Origin of the sequence: Alkalilimnicola sp. S0819, assembly GCF_009295635.1 — a bacterium.
GTDB lineage: Bacteria > Pseudomonadota > Gammaproteobacteria > Nitrococcales > WHIW01 > S0819.
In genome coordinates this window covers 49,438-74,002 of the sequence record NZ_WHIW01000004.1, presented here as the reverse complement: position 1 = coordinate 74,002, position 24,565 = coordinate 49,438, and the positions used below count along the sequence as shown (strand labels likewise).

Annotated in this window: 24 protein-coding genes and 2 tRNA genes; 19 read left to right on the top strand and 7 right to left on the bottom strand. The window is 66.4% G+C overall.

Annotated elements, in window-relative coordinates:
• Positions 1-45: 45 nt before the first annotated feature.
• From GBG68_RS04685 to GBG68_RS04675, 3 genes are all read right to left on the bottom strand, one after another.
• Complete coding sequence (locus tag GBG68_RS04685) at positions 46-441, bottom strand: phasin family protein (RefSeq protein WP_152145664.1); 396 nt, start codon at positions 439-441, stop codon at positions 46-48.
• A gap of 251 nt (positions 442-692) precedes the next feature.
• Complete coding sequence (locus GBG68_RS04680; protein WP_152145662.1) at positions 693-2,339, bottom strand: cation:proton antiporter; 1,647 nt, start codon at positions 2,337-2,339, stop codon at positions 693-695.
• Between the two features lie 584 nt (positions 2,340-2,923).
• Positions 2,924-2,998, bottom strand: a tRNA-Val gene (locus GBG68_RS04675).
• 112 nt (positions 2,999-3,110) lie between these two features.
• On the opposite strand from GBG68_RS04675, the gene gltX reads away from it, so the two are divergent.
• Together gltX and GBG68_RS04665 are read left to right on the top strand one after the other, a co-directional pair.
• Entirely contained in the window at positions 3,111-4,523 is a 1,413-nt protein-coding gene (gene gltX, locus GBG68_RS04670) for a glutamate--tRNA ligase (protein ID WP_152145659.1), read from the top strand.
• Positions 4,524-4,567: 44 nt separating this feature from the next.
• A tRNA-Ala gene (locus GBG68_RS04665) sits at positions 4,568-4,643 on the top strand.
• A gap of 65 nt (positions 4,644-4,708) precedes the next feature.
• Here the strand turns inward: GBG68_RS04665 and GBG68_RS04660 are convergent.
• The 4 genes from GBG68_RS04660 to flgA all read right to left on the bottom strand — a co-directional run bounded on the left by GBG68_RS04660 (position 4,709) and on the right by flgA (position 7,169).
• Positions 4,709-5,413: a flagellar brake protein gene (locus GBG68_RS04660; protein ID WP_193222223.1), complete on the bottom strand. Its 705-nt coding sequence runs from the start codon at positions 5,411-5,413 to the stop codon at positions 4,709-4,711.
• Positions 5,414-5,496: 83 nt separating this feature from the next.
• Positions 5,497-5,946 (bottom strand): flagella synthesis protein FlgN, encoded by a 450-nt coding sequence (locus GBG68_RS04655; RefSeq protein ID WP_193222222.1) that lies wholly within the window; start codon positions 5,944-5,946, stop codon positions 5,497-5,499.
• Between the two features lie 53 nt (positions 5,947-5,999).
• The gene (flgM, locus tag GBG68_RS04650; protein ID WP_152145653.1) at positions 6,000-6,323 is read right to left on the bottom strand and encodes a flagellar biosynthesis anti-sigma factor FlgM; all 324 of its coding nucleotides are present in this window, start codon (positions 6,321-6,323) and stop codon (positions 6,000-6,002) included.
• Positions 6,324-6,419: 96 nt separating this feature from the next.
• Positions 6,420-7,169, bottom strand: a complete 750-nt coding sequence (gene flgA / locus GBG68_RS04645) for a flagellar basal body P-ring formation chaperone FlgA (RefSeq protein ID WP_193222221.1) — start codon at positions 7,167-7,169, stop codon at positions 6,420-6,422.
• Positions 7,170-7,383: 214 nt separating this feature from the next.
• On the opposite strand from flgA, the gene GBG68_RS04640 reads away from it, so the two are divergent.
• The 17 genes from GBG68_RS04640 (at position 7,384) to GBG68_RS04560 (ending at position 24,513) form a co-directional block, all read left to right on the top strand.
• On the top strand, positions 7,384-8,313 hold the full coding sequence (locus GBG68_RS04640; RefSeq protein ID WP_152145649.1) for a chemotaxis protein CheV: 930 nt from the start codon (positions 7,384-7,386) through the stop codon (positions 8,311-8,313).
• 82 nt (positions 8,314-8,395) lie between these two features.
• Positions 8,396-9,217, top strand: coding sequence for a CheR family methyltransferase (locus GBG68_RS04635; protein ID WP_152145647.1), 822 nt, complete (start codon positions 8,396-8,398; stop codon positions 9,215-9,217).
• Positions 9,218-9,395: 178 nt separating this feature from the next.
• On the top strand, positions 9,396-9,791 hold the full coding sequence (flgB, locus tag GBG68_RS04630; RefSeq protein ID WP_152145645.1) for a flagellar basal body rod protein FlgB: 396 nt from the start codon (positions 9,396-9,398) through the stop codon (positions 9,789-9,791).
• A gap of 5 nt (positions 9,792-9,796) precedes the next feature.
• Positions 9,797-10,219, top strand: coding sequence for a flagellar basal body rod protein FlgC (gene flgC / locus GBG68_RS04625; RefSeq protein ID WP_152145643.1), 423 nt, complete (start codon positions 9,797-9,799; stop codon positions 10,217-10,219).
• Between the two features lie 11 nt (positions 10,220-10,230).
• Complete coding sequence (locus GBG68_RS04620) at positions 10,231-10,899, top strand: flagellar hook assembly protein FlgD (RefSeq protein ID WP_152145641.1); 669 nt, start codon at positions 10,231-10,233, stop codon at positions 10,897-10,899.
• A 21-nt stretch (positions 10,900-10,920) separates the two neighbouring features.
• Positions 10,921-12,261, top strand: a complete 1,341-nt coding sequence (gene flgE / locus GBG68_RS04615) for a flagellar hook protein FlgE (protein ID WP_152145639.1) — start codon at positions 10,921-10,923, stop codon at positions 12,259-12,261.
• A gap of 79 nt (positions 12,262-12,340) precedes the next feature.
• Positions 12,341-13,081 (top strand): flagellar basal-body rod protein FlgF, encoded by a 741-nt coding sequence (gene flgF, locus GBG68_RS04610; protein WP_152145637.1) that lies wholly within the window; start codon positions 12,341-12,343, stop codon positions 13,079-13,081.
• Between the two features lie 178 nt (positions 13,082-13,259).
• Positions 13,260-14,045: a flagellar basal-body rod protein FlgG gene (gene flgG, locus GBG68_RS04605; RefSeq protein ID WP_152145635.1), complete on the top strand. Its 786-nt coding sequence runs from the start codon at positions 13,260-13,262 to the stop codon at positions 14,043-14,045.
• A 14-nt stretch (positions 14,046-14,059) separates the two neighbouring features.
• Positions 14,060-14,725 (top strand): flagellar basal body L-ring protein FlgH, encoded by a 666-nt coding sequence (flgH, locus tag GBG68_RS04600; protein ID WP_152145633.1) that lies wholly within the window; start codon positions 14,060-14,062, stop codon positions 14,723-14,725.
• An 11-nt stretch (positions 14,726-14,736) separates the two neighbouring features.
• Positions 14,737-15,837 (top strand): flagellar basal body P-ring protein FlgI, encoded by a 1,101-nt coding sequence (locus GBG68_RS04595; RefSeq protein ID WP_152145631.1) that lies wholly within the window; start codon positions 14,737-14,739, stop codon positions 15,835-15,837.
• Between the two features lie 140 nt (positions 15,838-15,977).
• Positions 15,978-16,979 carry a flagellar assembly peptidoglycan hydrolase FlgJ gene (gene flgJ, locus GBG68_RS04590; RefSeq protein ID WP_152145628.1) on the top strand — a complete coding sequence of 334 codons (1,002 nt, stop codon included), beginning with the start codon at positions 15,978-15,980 and terminating at the stop codon, positions 16,977-16,979.
• Between the two features lie 60 nt (positions 16,980-17,039).
• Positions 17,040-19,148, top strand: a complete 2,109-nt coding sequence (gene flgK, locus GBG68_RS04585) for a flagellar hook-associated protein FlgK (RefSeq protein ID WP_152145626.1) — start codon at positions 17,040-17,042, stop codon at positions 19,146-19,148.
• 5 nt (positions 19,149-19,153) lie between these two features.
• Positions 19,154-20,623 (top strand): flagellar hook-associated protein FlgL, encoded by a 1,470-nt coding sequence (gene flgL, locus GBG68_RS04580; RefSeq protein WP_152145624.1) that lies wholly within the window; start codon positions 19,154-19,156, stop codon positions 20,621-20,623.
• 143 nt (positions 20,624-20,766) lie between these two features.
• Positions 20,767-21,048, top strand: a complete 282-nt coding sequence (locus GBG68_RS04575) for a type II toxin-antitoxin system RelE/ParE family toxin (protein ID WP_152145622.1) — start codon at positions 20,767-20,769, stop codon at positions 21,046-21,048.
• 56 nt (positions 21,049-21,104) lie between these two features.
• Entirely contained in the window at positions 21,105-21,428 is a 324-nt protein-coding gene (locus tag GBG68_RS04570; RefSeq protein WP_226801671.1) for a HigA family addiction module antitoxin, read from the top strand.
• Between the two features lie 469 nt (positions 21,429-21,897).
• Positions 21,898-24,057, top strand: a complete 2,160-nt coding sequence (locus GBG68_RS04565; protein WP_152145618.1) for a flagellin — start codon at positions 21,898-21,900, stop codon at positions 24,055-24,057.
• A gap of 66 nt (positions 24,058-24,123) precedes the next feature.
• Positions 24,124-24,513: a flagellar protein FlaG gene (locus GBG68_RS04560; RefSeq protein WP_152145616.1), complete on the top strand. Its 390-nt coding sequence runs from the start codon at positions 24,124-24,126 to the stop codon at positions 24,511-24,513.
• Positions 24,514-24,565 lie beyond the last annotated feature (52 nt).

Genomic DNA, 24,565 nt, shown 5'->3' with positions numbered 1-24,565 from the left:
CCGCCGGCGGAACCGGCGGTTGCCATGACTCACACCCTCAGGTGTTCAGGCGCTCTTGCGAGCCGCCGACTTGCGCGCGGCCGGCTTGGCCTTGGGGGCTTCGGCGGCGACGGGCTTGGCTTCCTCGGCCAGCTTCTGCACGCCTTCCACGAAACCCTTGTTCAGCGCCACCAGGGTGGTGGCGTCGTCGTTGAGCTTCTTGCTCACGGTTTCCGCCACGCTCTTCTGCTGGCCGACGTACTGCTGCAGATCCTGGGGCTGCTTCACCTCCAGGGCGGCGCGCAGGTTCTGCATGCCGAGCTCGGCGTAGGACTGGGCGGCGTCCAGCTGGAACTGGGTCAGCTTGTCCATATGGTCCACGACCAGGCTGTTGAACTGCTTCACCGGGGCCTGAAGCTGCTGGAACTGCTCGGTGGTCTTGTTGATGATTTCTGCGTACATGGTTTTTCCTCCGCGTCGATCGCGTTTCTTACTGATTGGTGCGGTGCAATATAGCAATGCTTTTGACGCATTGCAACATCGCGTAGGTATTGGTTGTCGTTAGGGAAAAGGAGATTCCGTGATCTCGCTTCGCGGCATTGTGGCGGCGCGGAAAGGGATGGTGTTTCGTGAATGTGGGTACCCGGGCCCGCCTTGCCCGGGTGAGCCGAAGGCGGGAATCCGGGATCCCCGGTGGGGCCGGGCGCGGGGGGTCAGGCTGGCCGGTTGGTCCCGCCCAGGGCCTCGATGATCTGGCTGGCGGCGTGGTCGGCGGCGTCGGTGTAGGGCAGGAGCAGGCGTTGTACCCCCGCCAGGCCCAGCCGCTCGGCGTCGCGCTCGTTGAAGGCGGCCATCATCAGCTGGGCCCGGTTGCCCGCATCCCGCAGCCCTTTCAACAGGGAAAGGGCCGTGTCGCAGCGGGGCAGGGTGGAGACCAGAAAGTTATCGGGGCGGGCGGGCAGGCTGGCGATGAACTCGTGATCACCCGCATCGGCCGGGAAGACCACGATGTCGTATTCCTCGGCGCGTCGCAGGGCATCCGGGTCGAAGTCCACGCCCACCACCTGGTAGCCCCCCTGCTGCAGCAGCCGCGCGATGCGCCGGCCCAGTCGGCCCATGCCGATGATTACCACATCCGCACCCTGCAGGGTCTGGCGGCGTTGCTCCACCTGCATTTCCCGATAAGGATGGCGTCGCTCGAACGGGCTCATCCAGCGAGAGAGTCGGACGTAGAGCTGATCGGAGTAGAGAATCATGTAGGTGGACAGGGTGATGGTGATCAGGCCCACCAGCGTGACCAGCCCCAGCGCGGTGTCCGGCACATGGCCCATGGAGACGCCCAGGGCAATGAACAGAATGGAGAATTCGCTGATCTGCGCCACGGTCAGGCCGGCCTTGAAGCCGGTGCGCTTGCGATAGCCCATGTAGCCCATGATCGCCATCACCACCAGCGGGTTGCCGAACAACACGAAGGCCGACAACGCCAGCGCGGCGGGGATCTCCGCGCCGAGCAGGCCCAGATCCAGCTTGGTTCCCAGGTCGATGAAGAAGAACAGCAGCAGGAAGTCGCGCAGGCTCTCCAGGCGAGAGCCCACCACGTCCCGGTGCCCGGTGGAGGCGAGGGAAAAGCCCGCCAGGAACGCTCCCACTTCCTTGCCGAAGCCGGCCATATCGCCGACGCTGGCCATGGCCGTGCCCCAGGCCACTGCGAAAACCAGGGTCAGTTCCGGGGAGTGCGCCAGCAGCCCCATCAGGCGGGGCATGACGTAGCGCATGAGCAAAAGGATGGCGGCCACGGTGAGCAGCAACCTGCCCACCATGAGCAGGGCCGGCATCAGCGAGGATTCACCGGTGCCCGGGGCGCTGATCAGGGCCATGGCTACCACCACGGCAATGTCCTGCACGATCAGAAAGCCCATGGCGATGCGCCCGTGCAGGGCATCGAGCTCGCGTTTGTCCGAGAGCAGCTTGACGATGATGATGGTGCTGGAGAAGGTCAGCGCCACCGCCACGTAGAGCGCGGTCATGCTCTCCAGGCCGAGCAGCAAGGCCAGCCCGTAGCCGCACAGGATGGTGAAGCCCAGTTGCCCCAGGCCCGTGGCGAGTGCCACCGGCCCCAATTGCCGGACCAGATGCAGGTCGAGTTTCAGGCCTACCAGGAACAGGAGAATGGTGATGCCGATCTGCGCGAGCAGATGGACTTCCGCGGTGGCGCCCACCAGCTCGAGCCCCGACGGCCCCACGAACAAACCCACCAGGATGAAGGCGACGATAAGCGGCTGACGGAGCCGCAGGGCGATGACGCCGATCACCGCGGAAATCAGCAGCAGCAGGGTGATTTCCTGATAGATATGTTCCATGGGCGTCCGCCTGCGTGGCTGTTCGACCCCTGAAATGGGCGTAGGGTTTCATGCTGCCAGAAACTCGCCGGCAAGGGGCGATGCTGATCCTCCCGCGCCGGACCCGGGCGAGGTGAAATCGGCTTGGGTGCCTCGGTCTTGAGCGGAACCGCCCAGGGAAACAGGAACGGTTTCGCCCAAACCGGATGAGCTGCCCGGCAGGTACATCGCCCCCAGCATCAGACCTGACCCGGCTCCCAGCTACTGGTGGAGCGCCCACCGGAGCGTGAAGGTCCCGGGGGCGGGTACGGCCGGCGGCGGCCGTCGATGCAGCCGAGCATCGCAGCCGGAAGGGGATCAGCGAGCAGCTTGTTTGAGCGTAGCGAGTTTGCTGCTCGCCCCCTTCCGGCGAGAAGCGCAGGGGAGCGCCGGGCGCAGCCCGGTGGCAAATCGTGGGCGGCCGTCGGCCGCGCCCGCCCCAGGACCCGCCGCCAAGCCCGCAGGCCCGGCCATCACCACTATCGAGCGCGCTGTTGGGCTCCCGCCAACCCGCGAAGAACCAAGAAAAAGGGGCCAGGCTTTCGCCTGGCCCCTTTCCGGGAAGATGGTGGACGCGGCTGGGATTGAACCAGCGACCCCTGCCGTGTGAAGGCAGTGCTCTCCCGCTGAGCTACGCGTCCGTATTCGAGAGCGCGCATTCTATCAGCTTGCCCCCGGCTGTCAACGCCGCGCCGCTCCGGTTCTTTGTTAAGATAGCGCCCGCCTTTCCAACCGCATCTCGGCAGGACCCCCATGACCGTCAAGACTCGCTTCGCCCCCAGCCCCACCGGTTATCTGCACATCGGCGGCGCCCGCACCGCGCTGTTCTCCTGGCTCTATGCCCGCCGCCACGGCGGCAGCTTCGTGCTGCGCATCGAGGACACGGACCGGGAGCGGTCCAGCGACGAGGCGGTGAATGCCATCCTGGAGGGCATGAGCTGGCTGGGCCTGGACTATGACGAGGGCCCCTTCTACCAGACCGGCCGCTTCGACCGCTACAAGGTGGTCATCGAGCAGCTACTGGCCGAGGGCAAGGCCTATTATTGCTACTGTACCCGGGAGCGGCTGGAGAAACTGCGCGAAGAGCAGATGGCGCGCAAGGAAAAGCCCCGCTACGACCGCTGCTGCATCAACCTCAGCGAGCGCCCGGAAAACGCGCCGGCCCCGGTGGTGCGTTTTCGCAACCCGGACGATGGCGGGGTGGTCATCGATGACCGGGTGCGCGGCCGCGTGGTCTACAGCAACACCGAGCTGGATGACCTGATCATCGCCCGGGGCGACGGCACCCCCACCTACAACTTCACCGTGGTGGTGGACGATACCGATATGGGCATCACCCACGTCATCCGGGGCGACGACCATCTCAACAACACGCCGCGGCAGATGAATATCATGCGCGCCCTGGGCCACGAGCCCCCGGTTTACGCCCATGTGCCCATGATCCTCGACGAGGAGGGCAAGAAGCTCTCCAAGCGCACCGGGGCGGCCAGCGTGATGGAGTACCGGGACAAGGGTTACATGCCGGAGGCGGTGATCAACTATCTGGTGCGCCTGGGCTGGTCCCACGGCGATCAGGAAATCTTCGGGCTGGACGAAATGGTGAACCTGTTCGATATCGACGATATCAACGCCTCCGCCTCGCGCTTGAACCCGGGCAAGCTCGGCTGGTTGAACGAGCACTATCTGAAAAGCCTGCCGGTGGAGCACGTCGCCCGGCACCTGAGCCACCATCTGGGCGAGCAGGGCATAGACCCGGCCACCGGCCCGGATGTGCTCGCGCTGACGCGGGTGCAGCGTGAGCGCTGCAAGACCCTGGCGGAGCTCGCCGAGCAGAGCGTGGTTTTCTACCGGGATTTCGATGCCTACGACGAAAAGGCGGCCAGGAAGAACTTCAAGGGCGAGGCCCTGACCGTGCTGAAGTCCCTGCGCAGCGCCTTCGCGGAGCTTGCCGAATGGGACGGCGTGAAGCTGCACGAGCTGGTGCAGCTCACCGCCGAGCGGCTGGAGTTGAAGCTGGGCAAGGTGGCGCAGCCGCTGCGGGTGGCGGTGATGGGGGGGCCGGTCTCGCCCTCCATCGATGCCACCCTGGATCTTCTGGGGCGGGAGAAGACCCTGGCGCGGCTGGATCGGGCCATCGCCCACATCGAATCCGCCGAACAGGGTTGACGATGAAAAGCCGCGCTGTATAATGCGCATCTCGTTACGGACACGGGGCTATAGCTCAGCTGGGAGAGCGCCTGCATGGCATGCAGGAGGTCGGCGGTTCGATCCCGCCTAGCTCCACCAAATCCGCGAAAAAGCCGGCCAAGAGGCCGGCTTTTTTGTGTTTGGGTTGTTTAACCGCGGGCGGATTATTCCCCCCGCAGAGCCTGGCGCTCCAGTTCGCTGACCAGGCGCTCTATCTGGCGGGCATGGCCGGGGCGCAGGTCGACGAACTGGGCGCCGAAGCGCTGATTCTGGACGCCCCCACGCCCCAGAAAGCGGATCTCCACCCGCACGTCGATGGGCGGGCGGTCACTGAGTTGAATGCGGCAGGTATAGCGCTCGCCGCGCTGCAGGCCGGCGGTCACATCGCCCAGCACGCCCCCCAGTCCGCCCGTGGAAATATCCGTCAGGCGGGCGCCGATCTGCTCCTCGGTGCCGCCCAGGGAGACCTCGTGCTGAAAGCTCAGTCGCACCGGCACCCGGTGATTCTCCCGACGCTGGTAGTAGTCCAGGCTGGTGGGCAGGGGGCAGCGATAACCGTAGACATCGCCCTCGCGCTCAAGGCGCTGGACCGTGCAGCGAAAGCGCAGTTCCACGCCCCGGCAGCGACCGATCACCGCGACCTCCACGCCTTCCTCCATCAGCCGGTGGCCCGCCTCCGGGGTAAGCTCGTCCAGCAGCAGGGTGTTTTTGTTCGCGTCCACGCTGAGCAGCACGCTGGTGTATCGGCCCTCTCGTCCGGGGAGGCGCACCGACAGCAGGGCGCGGTCCTTCACCAGGCGTTTGAGCAGGGCGGCGCGCTGGCCGGCGTTGCGGATCTGTTGCGCGGGGGTATCTTGGTAGGCAGCCATGCGCGGCATTCTACCGGCCCGGGCGGGCTGGCGGGAGGGGGAGGGCGTTGTGGTGCCGAAGCCGTGTCGGTGCCCCGGCTCCCTCAGGCACGGCTGAGTTCGCGCCCCGGGCCGTAGCCGGGGCGCTGGCCGCCGGACTCGTAGGTGTTCTGCCGATCGCGCCCGGTGAGCACGCTCAGGGAGGCTTCGGTCTGGTGCAGGCCGCGGTTGATCAGTGCGCCGCTGGCCTCGTTCACCGCCTGCAGCTGGCGCAATTGCCCCAGCAGCGCCTGCCATTGCGCCTCCAGGGCATCGCCCCGGGCACAGCCGGCGATGAAGGCCTGCATCGCCCCTTCATTCGCGGCGGCCTCGTGGCCCAGCAGCCGGCGCCGATCCTGCTCCAGGCTCTCCAGCTGCTGCAGCAGCTCCAGCTTGCGCTGGATCAGCGCGGGCAGGGCGTCGCCATCGGCGTCGGCGATGCTGCGTTGCTCATCGCCCAGCACCACGGTCAGCTCTTCGCAGGCCGCCAGGGTCTGCGTCAGGAGCCCCGCCATCTGTGCCTCGCATTCGGAACTTACTGCTGCCTGTCCGCTCATCACGCTGTCACTCAGTCGTTGAGCATGCCTTCCAGTTCCAGGAACTTCTCGGCGATGCGCTCCGGGTTCAGCGGGTATTCGCCGTCGGCGATCTGCTGCTTGATGGCCTCCACCCGCTCCATGTCCACTTCCGGGGTGTTATCGATGCGATCGCGCACCGCCTGCAGCCGCTCGGACGCGTTGCTGCCGCTGGTCTGGGTGGCGTTGCCGGCATCCTTGCGCTCGGCCTCCGCGGCCAGGTCGGTGCCTTGCACCGCGCCAGCATGGGCCTTGCGCAGGCCGCCTAGCGGCGCGCCGCCGTTGATGCGCGAGCCGTTGTCGATGGGGTTGCTCATCTGCCTTACTCCTTGGAGCCCGCTCCCGTTTCGGGGGCTCGGCCGTTCTGACTCGTCAGATATATCGGCCGTTCGGCCCAAAGCTTTAATAAAAAATTACAGTTTGATGCGTACCGTGTCCCGGCCGCTGACCCTGCCCTGCACAATACGCCCCGAGCGTGGATTTTTCAGCCTTATCAGCTCGCCCTCGGCCCCGTCCTGCAGCGCCTCCAGCTGCGAGCTGATCCGCACGCCGCCGCTCTCCACCACCAGCCTCACGTTCTGGCCCCGGCGCACCAGGGTCGGGGCCTTTACCGCGCCGGGGGAGACCACCGCGCCGGCGCGCAAGGGGCGCCGCAGTTCCATGCCCACCAGCTCCGCGGCATCGGTAAAATAGCCGTGCGGCAGTGCAGCAATGTTCTGTCTTAGCGGCTGCAGATCGGATTCCTTTAGCATGGCGCCCCGGGGCAGGTTCCGGCTCAGGCTCAGCACCGGCAGGTAGCTCTCGATGCGGGCAGGCACGTACAGGCGCCAGGCCTTGGGGCCGGCGCAGCTCACCTCCAGGGTCACGCTGCCGCTGCGCGGCTTGCCGTAGGGCGAGGACACCGCCAGCGGCTCGCCACAGGCCGCCAGGCGCAGGCGCCGGTCCAGGCGGCCAATCTCCACCCGGGTATTTTCCCCCAGCCCCGCATGGTTTTCCTGCAGATATGCCTGTACCTTTTGCCGGATGCTCTCCAGCGACTGCAGCGCCTCCGCCGGCGCGGCGCCGGGGATCAGACACAGGGCGAGGAGCAGGGCACGTGTCAAAAAGACGACGTCGCGTCGCCGGCGCTTGCCGAATAGCCTGGAAATACCTTGCTGCTGCATGTCATGAACGCTCCGCCGGGCTGGCCCTTGTCGGTTTGGCGGGTTGCTTGCAGATTTCATGCCAGGCGCCCGGGGGCCAAGGGGTCGATCCGAGTCTCCCTAAAGCTTTGGCGCGGCGTACCGATGTATACAGTGCAATCGGGCAAAGGTCCGATGCGGTGGCGAATCACTTGTAGCGGCCAGCGAGGCGGGGCCTCGGGCTTGAGGGGGATCGATGGCAGGCATTATGGCGAGTGTGGACCAGCGTACCCAGCTGGCCGGGCGCAACCGGATGGAGCTGCTGCTGTTTCGCATGAACGGCCGGCAACGCTTCGGTATCAACGTTTTCAAGGTGCGCGAGGTGCTCCCCGTGGGGCGGCTGAACCGCCTGCCCCACGCTCATCCGGCGGTGCGCGGCGTTGCCCACATCCGTGGCAAGACCGTCTCGGTGATAGACCTGAACATGGCCACCTCGGGCATTCCCCTGCGCGAGGGGGAAAAGGGTTCGATCATCATCACCGAGTACAACCGCACGGTGCAGGGCTTCCTGGTGGCCGCCGTCGACCGGATCATCAACATGAACTGGCAGGACGTGCTGCCCCCGCCCAGCGGCGGCGCCAACAGTTACATGACCGCCGTGGCGAAGGTGGAGCAGGAGCTGGTGCAGATCGTCGATGTGGAGAAGGTGCTCGCCGAGATCAACGCCGCCGGCGGCGTGAACTTCAACGAGGAAGCGGTGCAGAGCCGGGAAGACGCCGGTGCCTGGCATGTGCTGGTGGCCGACGACTCCGTGGTGGCGCGCAACCAGATCAAGCGCACCCTGGAGCGCATCGGCGTGGAGGTCACCCTGGCCAACGACGGCGAACAGGCCCTCAAGACACTCAAGGAGTGGAGCCAGGATCCGGAGTCTCCGTTCAAGCGCCTGCTGCTGGTGATTTCCGACATCGAGATGCCCCGGATGGACGGCTATACCCTGACCCGCCGAATCCGTGACGACGATGAGCTAATGCGCCTGCATGTGCTGTTGCATACCTCCCTGAGCGGCGTGTTCAACAAGGAGATGGTGCAGCGGGTGGGTGCCGATGACTTTCTCGCCAAGTTCCATCCCGAGGAGCTGGCCGAGAAGGTGAACGGGCGGCTGGAACAGATGGGCCAAGCCGTATAATGTTGCGCTCATGCCGGCAGGAGGCCACCATGCCGAGGGACTTGGCAAACAGCCGCCGCGGGTATAACGACCGGGTTTGCCGATGACCGCCATCAAGGCCGAAGACTATGAACGATTTTGCCGATTTCTGGAGCGCTCCAGCGGCATTGTCCTGGGCGAGCACAAGCAGTATCTGGTAAGCAGCCGACTCGGCCACACCATGAGCCGCCACGGTTTCACGGACCTGGGCGCGCTGGTGGAGGCCCTGGATCGGGCAGGCGCCCAAAGCCTGCGTGGCGAGGTCATCGAGGCCATGACCACCAACGAAACCCAGTGGTTTCGTGATGGCTACCCCTTCCTGATCCTGCAGAACTATCTGTTCCCCGAGTGGCTGCAGGCCCGACGCTGGCGCACCCGCATCTGGTCGGCCGCCTGTTCCTCCGGGCAGGAGGCCTACTCCGTGGCCATGACCAACCAGGAGTTCAATGACCAGGGCAATTCCTTGGACACCGAGATTATCGGCACCGATATCGCCCCGGCCATGATCAGCCACGCCAACGCCGCCCGCTATGGCACTGCCGCCATGAACCGCGGCCTGAGCCGCGAGCGCCAGGAGCGCTTCTTCACCCCGGTGGATGAAGCGCACTGGGAAGTGAAGCCGGAGATCCGTCGCCGCGCGCACTTTCGGCTGCACAACCTGCTGGAGAGCTACAGCCTGCTGGGGCGCTTCGATCTGATCATGTGCCGCAATGTGCTCATTTATTTTTCAGCCGAATCCCGCCAGGACATCATCTCCCGCATGAGCCGCATCCTGAACCCGGGCGGCTACCTGATGCTGGGGGCCAGCGAATCCCTGGCCCGGCACAGCGACGCCTTCGAGATGGTCCGCACAGCCAACGGCTCCATCTATCGCCTGAAAGCCTGAGCCGCGCGCTCCTCGCGGCGAGCCGTCAGAAAACCGACGCCGCCCGCCCGGCCCCTCGCCCCGGGCCACCGGCCTGATCCCTGCCCGGGCGGCCTCCAACCCGGCGTACTCCTCGTTTAGCGGCCACTTGGCACACCCCTTGCAGATGCTTCGGCAACGATTCATTGCGAGGCGAGCCATGAGCATCTCTTTCGACAAGACCTTCGGTGTGCATGCGGCCGCACTCAAGTTGCGCGCCGAGCGCACCAAACTGCTGGCCGAGAACCTGGCCAACGCCGATACGCCCAACTACAAGGCCCGCGACCTGGACTTCCAGGCGGCGCTGCGTCAGGCCCAGGGCGGGCAGGGCGAGATGCGCGCCACCCACGCCCGGCATATCCAGCCCGAGGGCGGCGGCGCCTTCCAGCCCCGTGCGCTCTACCGCGTGCCTCAGCAGCCGAGCCTGGACGGCAACACCGTGGAAACCCAGGTGGAGCAGGCCAAGTTCGCCGAGAACAGCGTGCACTACCAGGCGTCGCTCAATTTCCTGACCGGGCGGATCCAGGGTCTGCTCGGCGCGCTCAGAGGGGAGTAATCACCATGTCCCTGTTGCATGTGTTCAACATCGCCGGCTCCGCCATGAACGCCCAGTCCCTGCGGCTGAACACCACGGCGAGCAACCTGGCCAATGCCGAGAGCGTCGCCGGCAGCGAGGTCGAGGCCTACCGCGCCCGCCAGCCGGTGTTCGCCGCCGCGCTCAAGGCCAGCCAGGCCGGCGCCAACGAGGCCGCCGGCGTGGGCGTGCGGGTGCAGGGCATCGTCGAGAGCGAGGCGCCGGTGCAGGCCCTGTACCAGCCGGACCATCCCATGGCCGATGGCAACGGCTATGTATACCGCTCCAACGTCAACGCCGTGGAGGAGATGACCAATATGATCTCCGCCTCGCGCAGCTTCCAGAACAACGTGGAGGTCATGAACACCTCCCGTGAACTCCTGCTGCAGACCCTGCGGCTGGGCCAATAAGGGGGTAGAGCATGATTGATTTTTCGGCACTGAGTGGCGGCAACGGCGTGGGCGGCAGCCAGGGCGCCGGCCGCGGCAAGAGCGAGATGGGCCAGGAGGACTTCCTCAAGCTCATGACCGCGCAGCTGCGCAACCAGGACCCCATGGAGCCCATGCAGAGCGGCGAATTCATGACCCAGATCGCCCAGTTCACCTCCGCCAACGGCATCGGCGAGCTGAGCAAGGCCTTCTCCGAATTCACCGCCGACATGAAATCCGACCAGGCCCTGCGCGCCGCCAGCCTGGTGGGTCGCGAGGTCAGCATCCGCTCGCCGGAAGGTTATCTGGCCGAAGGCGGCGAGCTGCGCGCCGGCATCCAGCTGCCGAGCCGTGTCGATAATCTGACGGTGAAGATTCGCAACGCCGCCGGGCAGCTCGTCCACGAGCGCAACCTGGGCGGCCAGCCGGCGGGCCAGACCGCCTTCAGCTGGGACGGTACCGACGCCGAGGGCAACAGCCTGCCCCCGGGGCGTTACCAGATCAGCGCCAGCACGGTTTACGAGGGCGAGAGCTATGCCCTGGAGACCGTGAGCAGCGCCCAGGTGCAGAGCGTGCGGCTGGGACAGGGCGGGCAGAGCCCGACCCTGACCCTCGCCGGCCTGGGCGAGACCTCCCTCGATTCCGTACAGCAGATCCAATAAGACCACCGCAGGGGGTGTGAGATGAGCTTTGAAACCGCACTGACCGGCCTGAAGGCCGCCAGCACCGATCTGGACGTCACCGGCAACAACGTTGCCAACAGTTCCACCATCGGCTTCAAGCAGAGCCGGGCGGAGTTCGCCGATATCTTCGCCTCCAGCAACCTGGGCGCGGCGAGCAATGCCGTGGGGCAGGGCGTGCGCCTGTCGGATATCCGCCAGCAGTTCACCCAGGGCGGCCGGGATTACACCGGCAACGCGCTGGACCTGGCCATCGACGGCACCGGCTTCTTCCGCGTCAATGACGGCGGCAACGTCGCCTATACCCGTGCCGGCGCCTTCGAACTGGACCGGGATGGCTTCGTGAGCAACGCCCAGGGGCAGCAACTGACCGGCTTCCTGGCCGATGCCCAGGGCAACGTCACCGGCCAGCTGGGGCCTCTGAGCGTGCAGACCGGGGACGTGAACCCGCGGGCCACCGGCGGCACCGGCGTCGCGATGAGCATCGTCGCCAACCTGGACGCCCAGGACAACGCCATCGACCCGCTGGATCCGACGCTGGCCTTTGACCGCCTAAACCCGCGCCCGGAGCAGTACAACTTCTCCACCTCCACCACCGTGTTCGACTCCCTGGGCCGGGAGCATGTGCAGACCCTGTATTTTCGCAAGGATGCCGACAACACCTGGACGGCCTATGCGGAAGTGGAAGGTGTCGGCAGCGGCGCGCGCGGCCCCATCCAGCTCAATTTCGACCAGAACGGTGTGTTCTCCGGCGTGGCGGTGGATAACGACCCCACTTTGCCCGACACCCAGCCCGGCGTGCCGGACGTGGACCCGGCCATCGTCGCCGACGTCAGCGCCACCGGGCCGAACAGCGCCGAAGTGGCCTTCAGCGGCGGCCCCCTGGGCGGCGCCAACGAATTGCGCTACGAGATCGATTTCTCCAGCCTCACCCAGTTCGGCACCCCCTTCGCGGTGACCCGCATCGACCAGGACGGCTATGCCGCCGGGCAGTTCTCCAGCCTCAGCGTGGAAGGCGACGGCACCATCTTCGCCCGCTACACCAACGGCCAGTCCCAGGTGCTGGGGCAGGTGGCGCTGGCCAACTTCCCCGCCCCCGAGAGCCTGCAGAACGTGGGCGGCACCAGCTGGGTGGAGACCTTCGCCTCCGGCCAGCCGGTGATGGGCAACCCGGGGGACGGCGGCCTGGGGGTGATCGAGGCGGGGGCGCTGGAGCAATCCAATGTGGACCTGACCGAGCAGCTGGTGAAGATGATCACCGCCCAGCGCAACTACTCGGCCAACGCCCAGATGATCTCCACCCAGGATCAGCTGACCCGGGAAATCCTCAACATCCGCGGTTAACGCCACCCGCCAACCCCTTGGGAGCGCATGAGCCGCTCCCAAGGGGGGAGAGATCGCCCAGCTTCAAGGAGCCCTGACCATGGACCGCATGCTTTACCTTGCGATGACCGGCGCCAAGCACGCCATGCAGAACCAGCAGCAGGTCAGTCACAACCTGGCCAATGCCAACACCACCGGCTTTCGGGCCGATTTCCAGGCCTTGCTGCAGGCCCCGGTGAGCGGCCCCGGTCACGACTCCCGCGCTTACAGCGAGCTGGCCACCACCGGCTCGGACCTCAGCCAGGGGGCGATGCTCAACACCGGCCGGCAGCTGGATGTGGCCATCCAGGGCGAGGGCTGGATCGCGGTGCAGGCCCCCGACGGCACCGAGGCCTACACCCGGCGCGGCGATTTCCACATCAACCCCAACGGGCTGCTGGAGACCGGCGACGGCAATCTGGTGCTGGGCGAGGGCGGCCCGGTGGCCGTGCCCCCGGCGCAGAAGGTGGAGATCGGCCAGGACGGCACCCTCAGCGTGGTGCCCCTGGGGCAGGCCGCCAATACTTTGGCGGTGGTGGACCGGATCAAGCTGGTCCAGCCCGATAATGCGGCAATGGGCAAGGGCGAGGATGGCCTGTTCCGCCACGCCAGCGGCGAGCCCCAGCCCGCCGACGCCAATGTACGGGTCAACACCGGCATGCTCGAATCGAGCAATGTGAACCTGGTGGATGGCCTGGTGCAGATGATCGACAACGCCCGCCGCTACGAGGCCTACGTCAAGCTCATGAGCGAGGCCAAGAGCAACGACGAACAGGCCCAGCGCTTGTTGCGCAATAGCTAGGGGAGTGTTTGATCGCAGAGAATAGATTTTAAACTGTCTTTCCTCCGCGTGACTCTGCGTCCTCTGCGCCTCTGCGGTTAACCCCCCCTGAAAATCCCCCTCCTGCAGGGGTTGTGAGCTGGCTGGCACGTTAACTGCATGATGAAACTCACAGGCAATCAAGCAAAGAGGTGATGCCATGAACCCGGCACTTTGGGTCGCGAAGACCGGCCTGGACGCCCAGCAGACGCGCATGTCGGTGGTGTCCAACAACCTGGCCAACGTCAATACCACCGGTTTCAAGAAGGACCGGGCGAAGTTCGAGGACCTGGTCTATCAGACCGTGCGTCAGGCGGGTGGCCAGGCCACCCAGGATTCGCGTCTGCCCTCGGGGCTGAACCTGGGCACCGGCGTGCGGGTGGTGGCCACCGAGAAGATGCACACCCAGGGCAACCTGATGCAGACCGGCAACTCGCTGGATCTGGCCGTGGACGGTCGGGGCTTTTTCCAGATCGCCCAGCCCGGCGGCAGTGTGGCCTACACCCGCGACGGCTCCTTCCAGATCAACGACCAGGGCGAGGTGGTCACCGCCGGTGGCCTGCGCCTGGAGCCGGCCATCAATGTGCCGGCCAACACCCAGAGCATCAGCATCGGGCAGGACGGCACCGTCAGCGCCACCGTGCAGGGCCAGGCCCAGCCGGTGCAGGTGGGGAACATTCAGCTCGCCGACTTCATCAACCCCGCCGGCCTGCAGGCCGTGGGCGGCAACCTCTATGTGGAGACCGCCGGCAGTGGCCCGGCCCAGGTCGGCGCGCCGGGGTTGAACGGCATCGGCAGCGTGCAGCAGGGCATGCTGGAATCGTCCAACGTGAACATCGCCGAGGAACTGGTGAACATGATCGAGACCCAGCGCGGTTTCGAGACCAACACCAAGGCCGTGTCCACCACGGACCAGATGTTGCAGTTCATCACCAATAACCTCTAAGCCGAGGCCGGACCATGAACGCCGTCAAGCTCATTCCCATGCTCGCCCTGGCCCTGCTGGCCGGTTGCGCCAGCGTCCCCCAGCAGCCCCCGGAGCCGCTGCCCCAGCCCGAGCTGCGCGAGCCGCCCCGGGCCAACAATGGCTCCATCTTCCAGGCGGGGCGCGGTGTGCGCCTGTTCGAGGACCGCACCGCGCGCCGGGTGGGCGACATCATCACCGTGGTGCTGGAAGAGTCCACCGACGCCAGCAAGGACTCCAGCACCACCGTGGCCAAGGATCAGAGCATCGGTCTGGGCGTGCCGGAAGTGTTCGGCCGGGCGATGACGGTGAACGGCAACCCGCTGTCCGCCAATGTGGAGGCGGGGCGGAATTTTGGCGGCAGTGGCAGCGCCGATCAGAGCAACGCGCTCTCCGGCAACCTCACCGCCATCGTCACCGACGTCATGGCCAACGGCAATCTGATCATCGAGGGCCAGAAGAAGCTGACCCTCAACCAGGGCGACGAGTACATCACCGTGAGCGGCATCATCCGCCCCGATGACGTCAACCCGGACAACACCGTGTCATCCACCCGCGTGGCCAACGCCCGCATCGGCTACACCGGCAACGGTGCGCTCGCCGACGCCAACACCATGGGCTGGATCGCGCGGGTGTTCAACAGCGGCCTGTGGCCCTTCTGAGGAGATCCGCCATGAAGCGTCTGCTTGCGGTCATCACACTCTCCCTGGCCCTGCTGAACCTGGCCCAGGCCGAGCGCATCAAGGACCTGGCCTCGGTGGCCGGGGTGCGCAAGAACCAGTTGGTGGGCTACGGCCTGGTGGTGGGCCTGGACGGCACCGGCGACCAGACCAGCCAGGCGCGCTTCACCGTGCAGTCCATCCGCAGCATGCTCGCCGCCCAGGGCGTGACCCTGCCGCCGAACACCAATATGCAGCTCAACAACGTGGCCGCCGTGATGGTGACCGCCGATCTGCCGCCCTTCGCCAAACCCGGCCAGGGGCTGGACGTGAACGTCTCCTCCCTGGCCAATGCCGACAGCCTGCGCGGCGGCACCCTGGTGATGACGCCGCTGAAAGGTGCCGACGGCCAGATCTACGCCATCGCCCAGGGCGGCGTGGTGGTCTCCGGCTTCGGGGTCTCCGGCGCCGACGGTTCGCGCATCTCGGTGAACACCCCCTCCAGCGGCACCATCCCCAGCGGCGCCACCGTGGAGCGGGAGGTGAACAACCCCTTCGACCAGGGTGGGCCGCTGGTGCTCAACCTGCACAACCCGGATTTCACCACCGCCAAGCGCATGGCCGAAGTCATCAACGAAACCCTGGGCCCCGGCAGCGCCCGGGCGCTGGATGCGGTGTCGGTGGCCGTGCAGTCCCCGGCGGACACCGATCAGCGGGTGAGCTTCATCTCCTTCGTGGAGAACCTGGAGTTCACCCCCGGCGAGGCGCCGGCCAGGGTTATCGTCAACGCCCGCACCGGCACCGTGGTCATCGGCAACCAGGTGCGGGTGCGCGCCGCCGCCGTCACTCACGGCAGCCTCACCGTGACCATCAGCGAAGACTTCAACGTCGATCAGCCGAACCCGTTCGCCGGCGGCGACACCGTGGTCACCCCGGACACCGGCATCGCCGTGGAGGAAGAGACCAACCCCATGTTCCTGTTCGGCCCCGGCACCGAGCTGCAGGAGATCGTCGATGCGGTGAACCGCGTCGGCGCCGCGCCGGGGGATCTGGTGGCCATCCTCGAGGCCCTGAAACGCGCGGGCGCGCTGCAGGCCGAGCTGATCGTCATCTGAGGTCGTGTTTAACCACAGAGGCACAGAGAACACAGGGTTTCACAGCGGAAAGGCAAGATCATGATGGTAAGAAAATCACCTTCCCAGCTCTGTGCGTCGCTGTGCCCCTGTGGTGAATCTTCCCGCCGGGAGCTTCTGCCATGAGTGGCTACATCGCCGGTCAGGCCAATATCTTCGACACCCAGGCCCTGAGCAAGCTGCGCCTGGATACCCGGAACCCCACGCCGGAATCGGCGCGGGAGGTGGCGAAGCAGTTCGAGGGGCTGTTCGTGCGCACCATGCTGAAGAGCATGCGCGCGGCGAGCTTCGGCGATGACGGCCTGGGGCAGGGCGGCAAACAGTACCGGGACATGTTCGACCAGCAGATCGCCATGCAGATCGGCCAGGGCCGGGGCATGGGCCTGGCCGCGCAGATCGAGCGGCAATTGCTGCAGAACGCCGGCTTGGACGCGGAGAGCGCGAAGCCGGCCCTGAATACCTCGCTGGAAGGCTATGCCCGCCAGCCCACGGCCATGCGCCCGAGCGCCGCCCGCGCTGCGGCGGCTTCCACGCCAGGCGCGCCGCTTGCCGACGGCGGCATCGCGGCGCAAGCCGAGGGGCAAGGCCCGGCCGCCACCGCGCCGCCGCGCGCCGCGGCAGCGCCGTCGGCGGCACCGGCCGGCAAAGCCTTGTGGAGCAATGCCCGGGAGTTCGTCCAGGCGGTGCTGCCCGCCGCCCGCCAGGTGGCGCAAAGCGTGGGGCTGCCGGTGAAGGCGGTGGTAGCCCAGGCGGCGCTGGAGACCGGCTGGGGCCAGCACGTGATCCGCAAGGCCGATGGCAGCAGCAGCCATAATCTGTTCGGCATCAAGGCCCACCGGGACTGGAGCGGCGACACGGTGCGGGTGCCCACGCTGGAATACCGCGACGGCATCGCCCGGCGCGAGCAGGCCGCCTTTCGGGCCTACGAATCGGTGGAGCACTCCATCGCCGACTATGCGGATTTCCTGCGCAGCCACCCGCGCTATGCCCAGGTGCTGCAGCTCGGCGAGCAGCCCGAGGCCTACGCCGAGGGGCTGCAGCAGGCCGGCTACGCCACCGACCCGGCCTATGCCGAGAAGATCAAGCGCATCATGGGCAGCGAGCTGCTGGCCGATGCCGATTGAAACAGGGTTCAAGTTATCGGCCACGGGGCCGATAGAGCATAAGAGGGTGGGGTAGAGAACATGGCGAATCTGCTAGGTACCAGTGTTTCGGCGATGATCGCCGCCCAGCGGGCGCTGGCGACCACGTCCCACAATATCGCCAACGTCAACACCGAGGGCTACAGCCGCCAGCGGGTGGAATACAGCACCCGCACCCCGGAGGCCCTGGGCAGCGGCTTCATCGGCACCGGCGTGGACGTGGACACCGTCTCGCGGCTGTTCGATCTGAGCCGCGAGCAATCCCTGCGCAGCAACACCACGGAACACGCCCGGCTGGACGCCCTGGCGGAGCTGTCGGGCACCGTGGACAACCTGCTCGCCGACGAGGCGGCCGGCCTGCAGCCGGCCATGCAGGCCTTCTTCAACGCCGTGCAGGACGCCGCCGCCGATCCCACCTCGCCCACCGCCCGGCAGCTGGTGCTGAACGAGGGCGAGAGCCTGGCTACCCGTTTCCGCTTCATGGACGAGCGCTTCGCCGAGCTCAGCGCCGACGTGGAGCGGCGGCTTTCCGTGCAGGTGGAAGAGGTCAACCAGTTCGCCCAGGACATCGCCACCCTCAACCAGGAGATCATGGAAGCGCGCGGGCGCACCGGCCAGCCGCCCAATGACCTTCTGGACCAGCGAGACGCGATGGTGCGCCAGCTCGCCGAGCGGATCGATATCAGCGTCACCGAGCAGGACGACGGCCGCTACAACATCTTCATCGGCCGCGGCCAGGCGCTGGTCAGCGCCAGCTCCGCCCGGGAGATCCAGGTCAGCCGCAATGAATACCAGGCCTATCAGTCCGAGATCTCCCTGGTAAGCGCTCAGGGCGCGCGGGAGGTGACCGACCTGATCACCGGCGGCAGCCTGGGCGGCATCCTGGAATTTCGCGAGCAGGTGCTCGACCCCGCGCGCAACGACCTCGGCCGGCTGGCGGTGGGGCTGAGCGAGGCGGTCAATGCCCAGCACCGGCAAGGCGTGCATTTCGCCGACGGCGTGCCCACCTTCGGCGACGACTTCTTCGAGCCCGTCTCGCCCCTGGTGCTGGCCCGCGGCGGCGGCACCCCCAACGGCGGCACCACCGCCCCCGATGTGGCGCTCAGCGCCGCCGGCCTCACCGGCGACGACTACCAGCTGCGCTTCGATGCGGGGGCGGCCAGCTGGACATTGAGCAATCTGCGCAGCGGCGCGAGCGAGACCTTCGCCGCCTATGACTCCACCAGCGCGGCCGTGCCCAATGACACGGGGCTGGTGAGCTTTCAGGGCCTGACGATCGATACCCGCGCCATGATCGATGTGGGCACCGCCACCGGCGATGCGGTGGACGGTGATTCCTGGCTGATCCGCCCCACCGCCACCGCCGCGGCCAGCATGGGCATGAACATCAGCCGCGCTTCGGAACTGGCCGTGGCCGCCGCCGTGCCCAGCCAGGCGCTGCAGAACGCCAACACCGAAGACGGCAACAACCAGGGCACCGGCGCGCTCACCGCTATCCAGATGCCGACTCTCACCACGCCCCTGGACGAGGCCGTGGAGCTTTCGTATTACGCCGACCTGCGCGATGTCTACGGCAACGGCGCCGACTGGCCCGGCGGCACCCTGCCCGCCGCCCCGGTGGCCGGCTACGCGGTGTCCGGCGCGGGCCTGGACGGTTACATCCAATACGATGGCAGCGCGCCGCTCACCGTGGACGACACCAGCTACCAGCCCATGCCGGCCAACCCGGCGCCGGCCGGTCCCACCCTGGCGGACACCGGCGGGCTCAGCTTCGAGCTGAGCGGTCAGCCGCTGACCGGTGACGGCTTCGCGCTCAAGCCCCCGGGGCCGGGCGACAACAGCAATATTCTCGCCCTGGGCGCGATCCAGGAGCGCGCCTTCATGGACAACGGCACCGCCACTTTGCAGCAGGACTACAGCGCCATGGTGGGCGAAGTGGGCACCAAGACCCTCAAGGCCCAGACCGGGCGTGATGCCCAGGAGCTCATGCTCAACCAGGCCATCGAACGGCGTGAAAGCTATGCCGGCGTCAATCTGGAAGAGGAGGCCGCCAATCTGATGCGCTTCCAGCAATACTTCCAGGCCGCCGCCCAGACCATCACCGTCGCCAACAGCACCTTCCAGAGCCTGTTGCAGGCGGTGCAGAGGTAACAGCCATGCGCGTTTCCACCAATCAGTACCAGCAGCAGAGCATCTTCACCATCCTGCAGCAGCAGGCGAAGCTCGCGCGCACCCAGGAGCAGCTGCCCACCGGGCGGCGCATCCTCGCGCCCTCCGACGACCCGGCCGGTGCGGCCCGCTCGCTGGACCTGACCAAGTCGATCGAGACCATCCAGCGCTACAGCACCAATGCGGAGCGTGGCGAGCACCGCCTGCGCATGGAAGAGGCGACCCTGGAATCGGTCAACGATGCCCTGCAGCGGCTGCGGGAGCTTACCGTGCAGGCCAAGAACGGCAGCCAGGACGGCACCACCCGGGGCTTCGCCGCCTCGGAAACCCGGGAGCTGCTGGGGCACCTGGTGGAATTGGCCAACAGCTCCGATGGCAACGGCGAGTATCTGTTCGCCGGCACCGCCAGCAAGGACCGCCCCTTCGTGCGGGTAGGCGAGGGCGTGCGCTACCAGGGTGATGCCGAGCAGCGCATGATCCAGGTGGGCCCGTCGCGCCAGGTGGCCTCCAACCACAGCGGCGAGGAAGTGTTCATGAGCATCGCCGCCGGCGACGGCCACACCGTCACCGCCGATGCCGGGCGCTTCGCGTCCAGCGCCACCCTGGCCGCCGCCTCCACGGCGCGTGTGGCCGGTGTGGCGGTTACCGACCCGCAGTACGCCGCCTCCCGGGAGGGGGACTACCAGATCGATGTGGTGGACAACGCCGGCACCCTGGAATACACCGTCACCTACGGCGGCAACACCAGCGCCCCCCAGCCCTATGTGAGCGGCACCCCCATCGAGGTCAACGGCTACAGCTTCGATGTGCGCGATGCCATCGACACCGACAGCTTCACCATCAGCACCCCCGCCGCGCGCAACACGGGCACCGGCATCCTGGGCGAGGCGCGGGTGGAGGGGGATTCCCGCTACACCGTGCAGATGGGCGAGGACGCGCAGGGCAATACCACCTACAGCGTCAGCCGCGACGGCGGCGCCTTCCAGCCCGACCCGCCCGCGCTTTATGAGGCGGGGGCGCGCATCGAGGTGAACGGGCTGAGCCTTACCCTGGAGGGTGAGCCCGCGCCCGGTGATCGCTTCACCATCGAGCCCAGCAACGATAAATCCCTGTTCAAGGTGGTGGAGGACCTGGCGAAGGCCTTCGAATTCGGCGGCACCGGCAGCAACGAGGCGGCCTTTCAGAATCTCAGCAACCGCGGCCTGAACGAGCTGGACCAGGTCATGGAGCGCCTGCTGCAGGTGCGCGCCGAGAACGGCAGTCGCCTGAGCGCCCTGGAGCGCGAGCGGGACGCCAACGGCGCGGCGGTGCTGGAACTGGAGCGCAGCCGCTCGGAAACCCGGGATCTGGACATCGCCGAGGCGGTCAGCCAGATGACCCTGCAGCTCACCGGCCTGCAGGCCGCACAGCAGAGTTACGTGAAGATCCAGGGGCTGACCCTGTTCAATTACCTGTAGGAGCGGCTTTTAGCCGCGATTCCCTTCCCCGAGAAATACATTGCGGCTAAAAGCCGCTCCTACAGTTTCGGCGCGACCTTGTGTTTCTCGTGGCAATCAAAGTATCGTATGCGGTACGTAACGCATAACGGTCTTCGCCCTCGATGATCCGTTCCTTCCGCAACCGCGAAACCGCTGCCTTGTTCCGGGACGAAGCCGTCAGGCGTTTCCCGCCGGATCTGCGCAAGGCCGCCCGGCGCAAGCTTCTCCTGCTGGATCAGGCCCGTGTGGTGGAAGACCTGTTGATCCCGCCCGGCAACAGACTGGAAAGCCTGCATGCTGACCGGCAGGGGCAGTGGAGCATTCGCATCAACCGCCAATGGCGACTGTGCTTCCGTTTCGAAGACGGTCATGCATGGGATGTGGAGATAGTGGATTACCACTGAGGTAGACGCAGATGAGCATTAAACGTGAAGAATTGGAGAGACAGGATTTCTCGGACCTGACCAGCCCTGGAGCGGCCTTGCTCGCACCCATACATCCGGGCGAGATCCTGCGAGAGGAATACATGCTTCCGCTGGGTCTGAGCGCCAATGCCCTGGCCCGTGCACTGCAAGTCCCGCCCAACCGCATAAGCACCATCGTCAACGAACAGCGTGCCATCAGCGCCGACACCGCCTTGCGCCTTGCGTGCTACTTCGGCGGCGAGGCCGAGACCTGGTTGAATCTGCAGAAGGATTACGAGTTGCGGCTTGCACGCCAGCAGAGCCTGGAACGGATTCGCAACGAAGTGGCGCCAAGATCCCGGCAGGGCGCGCCCCTGTAGGGGCGGCTCAGGGCCGCGTCCCCTCCCGCGCGTCGCGCCGGAAGGGGGTGAGAGGCCAGGCTCCGCTTAGCCGCGATGCAGCGAAGCGGAATCGAGGATCTCTTACCGTCGACGACGATGACCTGAACAATGACTGGTGGCAGCAAGATCCCGGATCCCCGCCTTCGGCTCCATCCGGGCTGCGCGGATGACCAGCCAAAGCGTGAAAAACCTAAAGATTCGCGGCCATGAGCCGCTCCTACACCCAGGCGAGCGCACTGTAGGAGCGGCTCCTGGCCGCGATCCCATCCCACCTCCAGGCCCGCCCCAAGCCACATCTCCAAAACGTGAACCAGTTCACAAAATCCAGGTGTAAAGTTTCTCACACAGGTGCCGTTAACCTGAGTGCAAGGGGCGAAATCCCGGACCAAACCGGCAGGGTTTCGCAAAGGTGCAGAGATGAGCGCCAATCAACGTCAGGAGAGCAATCATGCCTCAGGTCATCAATACCAACATTGCTTCGCTCACCGCCCAGCGGAACCTCAACAAGTCCCAGGGCGATCTTCAGACCTCGCTGCAGCGTCTGTCCTCCGGTGTGCGGATCAACTCCGCCAAGGATGACGCGGCGGGGCTGGCCATCAGCAACCGCTTCACCGCCCAGATCAAGGGCCTGAACCAGGCGGCGCGCAACGCCAACGACGGCATCTCCCTGGCGCAGACCGCCGAGGGCGCGCTGCAGGAAAGCGGCAACATCCTCCAGCGTATCCGTGAGCTGTCCATCCAGTCGGCCAACTCCACCAACTCCGCCGGCGACCGCCAGAGCCTGCAGTCGGAAGTGAACCAGCTGGTTTCCGAGCTGGACCGCATCGCCAACACCACCAACTTCAACGGCCTGAAGCTGCTGGACGGCTCCTTCACCGCGCAGAGCTTCCAGGTGGGCGCCGACGCCAACCAGACCATCTCGGTGAACGTCAACAGCGCCACCACCGACACCCTGGGCGTGAACAAGAGCACCACCAACAACGCAGAGTTCGGCATCACCGCCGCCAGCAGCTCTACCGGTGCGATCGCCGCCTCGCAGACGCGCACCGCGACGCAGGGTGCGAACCTGGCGGCGGCGGAAGCCGCCGGCCTGGCCGATCAGGCGATTACCGTCACTGCCGCCGACGGCAGCACCGACTCGCTGGATATCACCTCCGATCAGTCCGCAGCCGAGCTGGCAACGGTTCTGGCGGGCGTCACCGGTGTGGCCAGCGCCACGGCTGAGGCCAACAGTGTCGACATCGATCTCAGCGTGACGATCGGCGAGCTGGCGAACAACACGTCCGCGTTGGTCAACGTGACCCGCGATGGCGGTGCCACCGAAGTCGTCACCGTCGCGAAGGACGCTGGCGGCAACGTGACCGTCACCGGCGACGGCAACGGCGAGGTGACCTTGGCCTGGGATGAGGACACCAGCGTTCTCTCGGTCACGGAAAATGGCGGCGCCACCGGTCGCAACATCGAAGTGGAGTACGACCAGAACGGTTCCGCCGCGGCCACCGGCATCTCGGTGGAAGGGCAGACCGTCGCCACCACCGAATTTGCGGTGAAAATGAGCACGGTCAACGTGGAGCTGGATGCCGGCGCTTCGATCAGCTCCGATGTCACGGGCGCCACGGGCCTGTTCGATATCGCCTCCGCCGGCGTTGCCGCCACCACCTACATGGACGGCAGCACCGACACCACGGCGGGCAACCGCGTGGCCGCCCAGAATCTGGAGATCACCGGCCCCTCCGCGGTGAAGAGCGTGGAAGTCGAGGTGAATGCCTCGGCCCGGGATATCGCCGCGGCGGTGAACAAGGTGGCCGGCGAGACCGGTGTGTCCGCCACCGCCAACACCGAAGCGACCATCTCCGGCCTCTCCGCCGACGGTGTGGTGTCCTTCAACCTCAACGGTGAAGACATCTCCGCCAACGTCACCACCGACGACCTGAGCAACCTGGCCGACGCCATCAACGACCAGTCCGGTTCCACCGGCGTGATCGCCCGGCTGAGCAACGATGGTGCCTCCATTACCCTGGAGCAGGGCAACGGCGACGACATCAAGCTCGCGGACTTCAACAGCTCCGCGACCACCAGCGATACGCCGGTGACCGTCAACGTGGCCGGCTCCACGGGCAGCGCAGTGCGGCTGACCGACGACAACACCGCTGGCGCTACCGACTCCACGGTGGTGGGCGGCGAAGTGGAGTACAAGTCCACCGGCGGTTACTTCAGCATCAGCTCCGATGTGGCGGCGCTGTCTGGCGGCCTGTTCGCCGGGGAAGCTGACCAGCTGCAGGCCTCCGCCAAGGAGACGGTGCGGCAGATCAACATCTCCTCGGTGGATGGGGCCAACGCCGCCATCGACATCGTCGACGGGGCGCTTGCCCAGGTGGATGGCATCCGCGCCGACCTGGGTGCGGCCCAGAGCCGGTTCGAGTCCACGATCTCCAACCTGCAGGTGACCTCCGAGAACGTCTCGGCCGCCCGTAGCCGGATCCTGGACACGGACTTCGCCGCGGAGACCGCGCAGCTGACCAAGGCGCAGATCCTGCAGCAGGCCGGCACCGCCATGCTGGCCCAGGCCAACAGCCTGCCTCAGCAGGTGCTCAGCCTCCTGGGCTAATAGCCCGGGCTTGGGCGAGGCGGCCCCCAGGGGCCGCCTCGCATCTCCTTGAAGGGGGATGTGAATATGGTTGAAAGAGTGCAAAGCGATGCTTTGAGGGCGGCAGCCAGAACGGCTGAGCGCCCTGTTGGCGTTTCTGGTGGCCCGAAAATTGCTACGGAAACGGCCAGCAATCGGGAGGATGCGAAGCCCGTCAATCCGCCGGCGGCGGACGCCCCCAAAATGGCGCCGCCCGAGCCGCTGGAGAAGGTGGTTACCCGCATCAACGAATACCTGCAAGAGGCCAGCCGGAACCTGAAGTTCGCGGTGAGCGAGAGCACCGGGCGGGTGGTGGTGACGGTGCTCAACCCGGAGACCGATGAGGTGATCCGGCAGATTCCACCCGAAGAAGTGATGACGGTGGCCGAAAGGCTGACCGGCGGAGAAGAGAGTCTTTTCGTCACCGACAAGGCTTGAGCCCGATACCGGGCCAGCGATGACCGGTGGCGGTGTGAATGCGGAGGTGCAA